This is a genomic window from Caldisericaceae bacterium, from assembly GCA_036574215.1.
In the GTDB taxonomy this organism is placed as follows: Bacteria; Caldisericota; Caldisericia; order Caldisericales; family Caldisericaceae; genus Caldisericum.
Window position 1 is genome coordinate 1 of sequence record JAINCR010000082.1, and the last position, 9492, is coordinate 9492.

The window sequence follows — 9492 nt, forward strand, 5'->3', positions numbered from 1 at the left end:
TCCAAGAAATAATTTTTAAATTGGAGAATTTTTGGCAAAAACAGGGGTGTGTTATTCTTCCTCCTTTTGACCAAGAGATTGGTGCTGGAACATTAAGTCCCTATACTTTCCTTAAGGTTATTGGCAAAAAACCTTGGAAAGTAGCGTATGTGCAGCCTTCAAGAAGACCTGCAGATGGAAGGTATGGAGAAAATCCCAACAGGCTCTATATGCACCATCAGTTTCAGGTAATTATTAAACCACCACTTGAGAATATCAAAGAAATATATCTCGATAGTTTGAGATATTTGGGACTTAAATTATCTAAACATGAAGTTAAATTCATTGAAGACAACTGGGAAACAGCTGTTCTTGGAGCACAGGGAGTTGGATGGGAGGTAAGACTCGATGGTTTAGAGATTACGCAATTTACTTACTTCCAACTTGCAGCAGGCTTAACATTAGAGCCCGTCTCAGTTGAAATTACGTATGGTCTTGAGAGACTTGCAATGTTTATACAGGGAAAAGATAACGTCTTCGATATCCAATGGAACGAAACAACGACTTACGGTGATTTAAGAAAAAATGAGGAAAGAGAAGAATGTATATACGCATTTGATGAATCTGATTCTAAACTCTTATTTAACTTGTTTGATAAATACGAAAACGAAGCAAAAAGGATACTGGGAAAGAGTATCGTTATTCCAGGCTATACATATTTATTGAAATGTTCTCATGTTTTTAATCTCCTTGAAGCAAGAGGAGTGATAAGTATAAATGAGAGAGCCAATATGATTGGAAGAATGAGAAATCTTGCAGAAATGGCAGCAAAAATAATTCTCAAAAGAGAGGTTGAAGATGAAAGATTTTCTGTGTGAAATCTATACAGATGAAATACCATCTAAATTAGTTAATAACTTATCTGAGCAATTTAGAGAACTATTTACCTCTAAATTGAATACATTCAGCATAGAACATAGTGATGTTATTTCCTATGGCACACCGAAAAGACTTGTTATCTACATGAAAGAAATTGCTGAAAGAGAAAGTGATTCTACCCAAGAAATCAAAGGTCCTGCATACAATATTGCTTTGGACGAACAGGGAAATCCCACGGATATACTTAATAAATTTTTAGAAAGTAATAATTTAGAAATTTCTCAAATCATAACTAAAGAGATTAAAGGTAAAAAGTATGTTTTTGGAGAAAAGGCTATTAAGGGAAGAGATGCAAAAGACATCCTTAAAGATGCGATACTTTATTCCTTAAAAAATCTTACATTCCCAAGAGGAATGCGTTGGAACGATTCAGGGGTTATTTTTATAAGACCGATTAAAAATATCTTAGTGCTTTTAGGAGATGAATTAATTGATTTTGAATATGCCAATATTAAATCTAAAAGAAGATCTTTTGGTTTAATGATAGATGATACGATTGAATTTGAGCCACAAAACCCTTCTGATTACTTTATGAAATTGAAGGAATTGTATCTCGTTCTTGATTACGAAAAGCGAAAAGAAACTATAAAGAAAGAAGCAAGCCGTCTTGCGCAAAACGTAAATGGAAAGGTACAATTCGACGAGGGTTTCCTTGAAGAGGTAACAAATTTAACCGAATTTCCTACTTGTTTTATTGGCAGTATTATAAAGAACAATATAAACCTTCCAGATTGTATCGTAGAAAGTATTTTAAAGGACCATTTAAAAGCATTTCCTGTATACTCCCAGGATGATAACAAAACACTACCGTTTTTTATCGGTGTTAGAAATGGCACCTCTGATTTTATTGACAACGTAAGAAAAGGTTACGAGGAAGTTGCAAGAGCAAGAATCTATGATGGATTGTTTTTCTTTAATGAGGATAGGAAAAAGCCTTTAGAAGAGCGGATTAATGAACTTAAGGATGTGATTTTCCTTAATGGACTTGGCTCGATGTTCGACAAGACTGAACGCCATATTAAGTTAGCTAAATTTTTAAATAAGACACTTAAAATTCAAGAACCTAATGCAACTTATTTTGAAAAAGCTGCGTATCTTTCTAAGGGAGATTTGTTAACAAATGTTGTAAGTGAATTTCCAGAATTACAGGGAATAATAGGTGGGATCTATGCAAAGTTGGACGGCTTTGAGGATGAAATTGTGAATTCAATCTCTGAGCAGTACCTTCCGAGATTTGCAGGCGATACTACTCCCAAATCCCTTATAGGAAAATTGCTAAGCACCATTGATAAATTCGATACACTTGTTCTAAGTATAGGAGCAAACATTGAATATTCATCTTCAAAAGATCCTTTTGGCCTTAGAAAAATTGCTGTAGGTATTGTCCAGGTTTCTTTTACTTTTGACTATGTAGAATTCCCTTACGAAGAAATTATTGAATTTATCGCTTCGAGTTTTCCAACCCAAAAAGAGACTACTGCAATAAAGAAAGAGGTTGTTGAGTTACTAAAAGAAAGAGCAAATTCGCTACTTAGAAGTAAAGGAATTGGCTATGACAAGGCTAATGCTGTAACGAATTTGCCAATAAATGTTCTTCCTACGTGGCTTAACCGGGCAAAAATATTAGCTAAATATGAGGATGATCCCAAGTTTGAAGAATTAGTCCTAACGCATAAGCGAATTAAAAACATTATTGGAAAAAGCAAAGAAGAGGTAGAAGAAGTTAGAGAAGAGTTACTTCATGAACGAAGCGAAGCGGAGCTTTTCGAAGCCGTCAAAGAGACAGAGAAACTTATGGAAGCTTTAATAAAAAATAGAGATTATGAAGCAGTAATACAGCTTTTATATCTTCTTGCGAAAAGTGTTGGTGAATTTTTTGATAGCGTTTTAGTTATGGATGAAAACAAAGAAGTGAGAAACAATAGACTTGCATTACTTAAAAATGTCCAAAAAATATATGAAAATTTTGCTGATTTCTCACAGGTTGTTTTATCATCATAACAAAATTTTAAATTTATGTTAAAATAGTTAGTAAAACATTTAACTATCAAAATTATGAAATGGAGGTTTACAGATGGGAAATTGGGTGTATAGTTTTGAAGAAGGTAGTGAAAAAATGAGAAATTTACTTGGTGGCAAAGGAGCAGGATTATCCGAGATGACAAGAATAGGTTTACCTGTTCCGCCTGGTTTTACAATTACAACTGAAGCATGTAAAGATTACCAAAAAAAGAATTATATTGATGAGGAGATAAAAAAGGAAACGCTTGACTATCTAAAAAAACTCGAAGAAAAAACGGGGAAAAAATTTGGGGATCCAAACAATCCTTTGCTCGTTTCAGTTAGATCTGGTGCTCCAGTTTCAATGCCTGGGATGATGGACACAATTCTCAATCTTGGATTAAACGACAAAGCAGTTGAGGGTTTAAAGGCTCTTACCCAGAATGGTAGGTTTGCCTATGATAGTTATAGACGATTCATCCAGATGTTTGGTGATGTTGTTATGGGAGTTCCCCACGAAGAATTTGAAAAAATTCTTTCCATGCACAAAGAAAAGCACAATTTGAAATCTGATCCTGAACTTACAGAAGAGATTCTTAAAGAAGTTATTGTTCATTATAAAGAACTTTATAAAAAACATACAGGGAAAGATTTCCCACAGGATCCATTTGATCAACTATTTGCAGCAATTGAAGCAGTCTTTAAATCTTGGAATAATCCTCGTGCAATTACTTACAGAATGCTTAACAAAATTTCCGATGATTTAGGAACAGCTGTAAATATCGTAATGATGGTTTTTGGAAATATGGGCGACGATTCTGCTACGGGTGTTGCTTTTACGAGAAACCCCTCAACTGGTGAGAAAAAGATATACGGCGAATATCTTGTTAATGCACAAGGGGAAGATGTAGTTGCTGGTATTAGAACTCCAAAGCAGATTGACGAAATGCCTAAAGAACTACCTGATGTTTATAGCCAACTACTTAGAGTTGCAGAAACGCTTGAAAAACACTATCGTGATATGCAGGATATGGAATTTACCGTTGAAAGAGGAAAACTTTACATGTTGCAGACAAGGTCAGGTAAAAGAACAGCAAGGGCCGCTGTAAAAATTGCAGTTGATATGGTAAAAGAGGAATTAATAAGTAAAGAAGAATCTGTTTTAAGGGTTTCAACTGAGCAAATTGATCAACTGTTACATAAGATGATTAACCCTTCTGTAGAGGTTAAACCAATTGCAAAAGGCCTGCCTGCCTCACCTGGTGCAGCAAAAGGTAAGGTAGTTTTCAATGTCAAGGAAGCAGCAGAAAGAGGGAAAAATGGTGAAGAGGTAATTCTTGTTAGACCCGAAACTACCCCAGAAGATTTGGAAGGTATGGCTTATTCACAAGGTATTTTGACAACAAGGGGAGGGATGACTGCACATGCAGCTGTTGTAGCTAGAGGTATGGGAATACCTTGCATTGTTGGAGCAGAATCAATTAAGCTTGATTTAGAAAATAAAAAATTCCTTGTTAATGGTTTTGAAGTTAAGGAAAATGAAATCATCACCATTGATGGAACAACTGGTAATGTAATGATTGGAGAAGTTCCAATGATAGAACCAGAAATAAGTGGTGAACTTTCCGAATTTCTCGGTGTTGCTGATGAAATAAGAAAACTTGGAGTTAAAGCAAATGCAAACACACCTGGTGAAGCTAAAAGAGCTCGTTCTTATGGAGCAGAAGGTATAGGTCTTTGTAGAACTGAAAGGATGTTCTTACAACCTGATAGACTCCCCATCATGCAAGATATGATTATTGCCGAAACAAAAGAAGAAAGAATACAGTATCTTAACAAATTAGAGTCACTTCAAGTAAATGACTTTTATGAAATACTTAAAGAGATGGACGGTTTCCCTGTTATTATCAGATTACTTGATCCTCCACTACATGAATTTTTACCACAAAGAGAAAGACTTGAAAAAGAAATTGATGAGCTAAAAGCAAGCGGAAGTAATCCAGAATTATTAAAGAAAAGAGAGCGAGAGCTAAAAAGGTCGGATGAATTAAAAGAATTTAACCCCATGATTGGTTTTAGAGGTTGCAGAGTAGGTATCATTTATTCTGAAATTTACGAAATGCAAACACAGGCAATTGTTGATGCGGTAATTAGATTAAAGAAAGAAGGTTTTGACCCCATTCCAAAGATAATGCTACCTTTGATTGGCCATGTTAACGAAATGAAACTTCTAAGAGAGTTGGTGGAAAAAATTGTTAAAGAGAAATTAGAAAAAGAAAATCTGTCCATGAAAATAGAAATTGGAACCATGGTCGAAGTGCCAAGAGCTGCTCTTACTGCCGATCAAATTGCAATGTTTGCTGACTTCTTCTCATTTGGAACGAATGACCTTACACAAACAACATTTGCATATAGTAGGGATGACGCCGAAGGAACATTCTTACCCTACTATCTTGAACATAAGATACTTCCAAAAGATCCATTCATGACAATTGATAGAGAAGGGGTAGGAAAACTTGTAAGAATTGGTGTTGTTCTTGGAAGGCATACTAATCCTTCTTTGGAAATTGGTATTTGCGGAGAACATGGTGGTGATCCTGAATCAATTGAATTTTTCCACTACGCTGGGTTAGACTATGTTAGCTGCTCACCTTTCAGAGTTCCTATCGCAAGACTTGCCGCTGCACAGGTGGCAGTAAAGGAAAAAAATAGAAAATAATTGATAAGTGTTTAGAGAGATATTAGAAGATTTAGAAGAAAAACTGCTCTCTCCTTACGCAAGCTTATCAAAAAGATCAAAGGGGAGAGCAGTTCCCGAAGAAAGAGATGCATACCGAACTGATTTTCAAAGAGATGCTGATAGGATTATTTACTCAAAGGCATTCAGAAGATTGCAATACAAGACGCAAGTATTCATCGCTCCTAAAGGTGATCACTACAGAAATAGACTGACGCATACCCTTGAAGTAATGGCTATTTCCCGATCAGTTGCAAGATCATTAAGACTAAATCCAGATTTAACTGAGGCAATTGCTCTTGGTCATGATTTGGGACACGCACCTTTTGGGCATAAAGGCGAAGAAGTCCTGAATGAAAAAGTTAAATCGTATTTTCCTGATATGCATTTTTTTCACCCTGAGCAGAGTTTGCGTGTGGTTGATGTTTTAGAAAAAAGGATAAGATCAGATGGTAGTATAGTTTTTGGCTTGAATCTTACTTACGAAACTCGAGATGGAATTGCAAAACATAGTAAAGGCTTGAAGAATTTAAGTGATTTATCTCTGTCAGAAATTCCTATTACCTTAGAAGGCCAAGTAGTAAGGATTTCAGATAGAATCGCTTATCTACACCATGATTTAGACGATGCAATAAGAGCGGATCTTGTAAAAGAAACTGATGTTCCAGAGAATGTAAGAAAAGTTTTAGGAGAAAATAATAGTAAAAGGCTTTCTTCGCTTATCATCAATGTTATAAGCGAAAGTAACGGTAAAGATAAAATTTCTTTATCTAAAGAATTTGAAGAAGCAATGGATGAATGGAAAGATTTTCTTACCGAAAAAATTTATTTAAGTCCCGTTGCAAAGAAAGAAGACGATAAAGTAAAAACTCTTTTAAGTTTTTTATTTGATTATTTTTATGAAAATCCATATAAAATGCTTTCATATATAAAGTCTCACCCAATTTCTATTACCCAAAAAAATCCTCTTGAATACATCAAAGAGAATAAAAGGGAAAGAATAATTCTCATAGTTGATTATATATCCTCTATGTCAGATCGTTTTGCAATTGAAGTTGCGCAAAGTTTGATTTTCCCACAATCAATTTCATAATCAATCGATATTTTCTTAAATAATTTCTCAAAAAGGAAATTGTTTCATTTTTTTCGTATTTATAAGTGATGAAAGATTTAAGAGAAGTAGTAGACGTAATACATCAAAAAGTAGATATTGTTGATTTTATTCAAAAATACGTAAAACTTAAAAAACAGGGTAAAAATTACGTTGGATTATGTCCATTTCACAAAGAAAAGACCCCTTCTTTTGTAGTAAGTAGAGACAAGCAACTTTACCATTGTTTTGGTTGTGGTGCTTCAGGAGATGTAGTAACCTTCCTTATGAAGTTTGAAAACTTATCTTTCAAAGAAGCAATAACGGATATTGCAAAAGAGGTTGGTATTGAGATTCCAGCATTTTTACCTAGTGACAATATAAAAAGAGAAACCTTATACAAAATTAATGAAGAATTAGCAAATTATTTTTCCTTAAATTTGAGAGAAGAGCATATTAACTATCTAATTAAAAGAGGTTTAAGTATAGATGCCATTAAAAAATTTAGACTTGGTTTTGCAAAAGAACATGACCCTGAGGTTTATGAGTTTTTGGTAAAAAAAGGTTTTAGTAGAGATGATATTTTAATAACTGGTAATTTCTATGTCGAGAAAAGTAATGCTGTTTTTCCTTATTTCAGAAACAGAATTATGATTCCAATTTTTGATCTGAATGGCAAAATAGTTGGTTTTAGCGGAAGAGCCTTCGACAATTCTGAACCAAAATATTTGAATTCATTAGATTCACCTATCTTTAAAAAGGGAGAAATTCTATATTTAATAAATTTCGCAAAAGACGAAATTAAAAAGAATAAAGCAGCCATAATTGTTGAAGGGTACTTCGATGCAATGGTGCTTTCAGAAAATGGTTTTAAAAATGTTGTTTCTACAATGGGAACCGCTTTTACTGAGGCACATGCATTATTATTAAGGAGGTTTGCAAACTACGTATATTTCTTTTTTGATAACGACATAGGCGGTAAAACAGGCTTAGAAAGAGCAACCGAAGTTGTCATGCAAACGAATTTAATACCTAAGACAATAATCATTGAAGAGAATCTTGATCCTGACGAAATAGTATTAAAATTTGGAAATTCAGTTCTAAAGGAAGCTATTGAAAATGCAAAAGATCCAATTATGTTTATTCTTGATTATGAGTTGTCTACTTCCGATAAAACACCCGAAGCAAAAAGTAGGATAATTGAAAAAATACTCTATATGCTTTCTAATATTCCTAATAGAACCTTAGTCTTTGAATATTTAAAAAACATTGCAGCTAAAACTAAAATTGATGAAGAATTTATTTTAGACTCTTTTAAGAAGATAACTTCAAAAAACAGAGTAACTTCTAAAAATAGCATCTTAGAAAAAGAAATGCTATACGCAAAGTTTAAAGATAAGATGACACAAACTGTAGAGATACTTACCCAAGCGCTTATGCAACGAACGGAACTTATGAATAAGATCTTAGAGGAAGTCGATATTAACGATTTTTTAGAGCCCTACAAAACAATTGCACTAAAAGCAAAGGCAGATGTTGAAGAGGGAAGAACCCCTAACCCTAATTCATGGATTTTCCTTGACGAATCTATTCTTGGTAAGGCAGTAGAACTTTATTTTAAAGATCCTATTTTGGTTAGAGATGAAGCCATTGAAGAGTACCTTAATACTTATAGAGAAATAAAAGACTATGAGATAAAACTAAACGAGATTTTTAATGAGATCAAAAATTCAAAGGGAGACGATAGAGAAAAACTTATGAAATTTCAAAAATTACTTAAAAATTATAAAACGAGGTGAGCTATGAACGAAAAAGAATTTTCTGCAAAAATAATTAAAAATGTTATAAAGAAATTGAAAGGCGTAAGTAAAGAGGAAAAAGAAGTTATAAGAAAACTATTGGAACGTGGTAGAGTAACTGGGTTTCTTTCTTATGAAGAAATTGCAGATACTCTTCTAAAAATGCCAATTTCTTCAGAAGATATTGATGAACTTTTCATTACATTGCTAAAGTTGAAAGTGCGATTCGGTGAGAGAGAGAAACTCGAAAGAAGTAAAGGTAAACTCGAAAGAAGTAAGGTTGAAGAGGGGGAACCTGCTGAGTTAAAAAATCACATACAATCGTATTTATCAACAATTGGTTCTGTTGACCTTTTAACTCCTGGAAAAGAAATTGAGCTTGCAGAAAAAATTGCACACGGCAATGAAGAGGAAAGGAAAAATGCGAAAGAAGCATTACTCAGAGCTAATCTTAGATTGGTTGTAAGCATTGCAAAAAGATATACTGGCCATGGGTTATCATTCTTGGACCTCATACAAGAGGGAAATCTTGGCTTAATAAGAGCAGCTGAAAAGTTTGATTACAGGAAAGGGTTTAGATTCTCAACATATGCAACCTGGTGGATAAGGCAAGCAATTACAAGGGCGCTTGCTGATCAATCGCGGCTTATACGTGTTCCTGTTCACATGGTAGATAGCATTAATAAGATTGAGAAGGTAACGAAAGAGTTGATACAAGAGATGGGAAGAGAGCCAACCTACAAAGAAATAGCCGAAAGAACTGGAATAAGTGAAAAGAAAATTATTAAGTACTTAAGACTTGCTCAACAACCTCTTTCTCTGGAAATGCCTGTTGGCGATGAGGAGGAGAGTAGGCTTGAGAACTTCATTGAAGATAATAGACACATGACTCCGGAAGGAGAAAGCCTTAATCAATACTATAAAGAGCAGATTGAAAAAGTCCTTGA

At 34.2% G+C, this 9492-nt stretch carries 6 protein-coding genes; all 6 read left to right on the forward strand.

The window, feature by feature from the left end; translation table 11 throughout:
- A partial coding sequence (locus tag K6343_05160) for a glycine--tRNA ligase subunit alpha (protein ID MEF3245350.1) occupies positions 1–857 on the forward strand: 857 nt, incomplete at its 5' end.
- A complete protein-coding gene (gene glyS, locus K6343_05165) occupies positions 838–2919 on the forward strand; it encodes a glycine--tRNA ligase subunit beta (protein MEF3245351.1) in 2082 nt (693 codons plus the stop codon). The genes K6343_05160 and glyS, both read left to right, overlap by 20 nt.
- Positions 2920–2992: 73 nt before the next feature.
- Positions 2993–5638: a pyruvate, phosphate dikinase gene (ppdK, locus tag K6343_05170; GenBank protein ID MEF3245352.1), complete on the forward strand. Its 2646-nt coding sequence runs from the start codon at positions 2993–2995 to the stop codon at positions 5636–5638.
- 7 nt (positions 5639–5645) lie between these two features.
- Entirely contained in the window at positions 5646–6749 is a 1104-nt protein-coding gene (locus tag K6343_05175; GenBank protein ID MEF3245353.1) for a deoxyguanosinetriphosphate triphosphohydrolase, read from the forward strand.
- A 68-nt stretch (positions 6750–6817) separates the two neighbouring features.
- Entirely contained in the window at positions 6818–8545 is a 1728-nt protein-coding gene (dnaG, locus tag K6343_05180) for a DNA primase (protein ID MEF3245354.1), read from the forward strand.
- 3 nt (positions 8546–8548) lie between these two features.
- Positions 8549–9492 (forward strand): sigma-70 family RNA polymerase sigma factor (locus tag K6343_05185; GenBank protein MEF3245355.1); only part of this gene is annotated, 944 nt, incomplete at its 3' end.

Bases quoted from the DNA above. Each gene is read 5' to 3' on its own strand.
- ppdK (MEF3245352.1), top strand. From the start codon at position 2,993: ATGGGAAATTGGGTGTATAGTTTTGAAGAAGGTAGTGAAAAAATGAGA.
- glyS (MEF3245351.1), top strand. From the start codon at position 838: ATGAAAGATTTTCTGTGTGAAATCTATACAGATGAAATACCATCTAAA.
- dnaG (MEF3245354.1), top strand. From the start codon at position 6,818: ATGAAAGATTTAAGAGAAGTAGTAGACGTAATACATCAAAAAGTAGAT.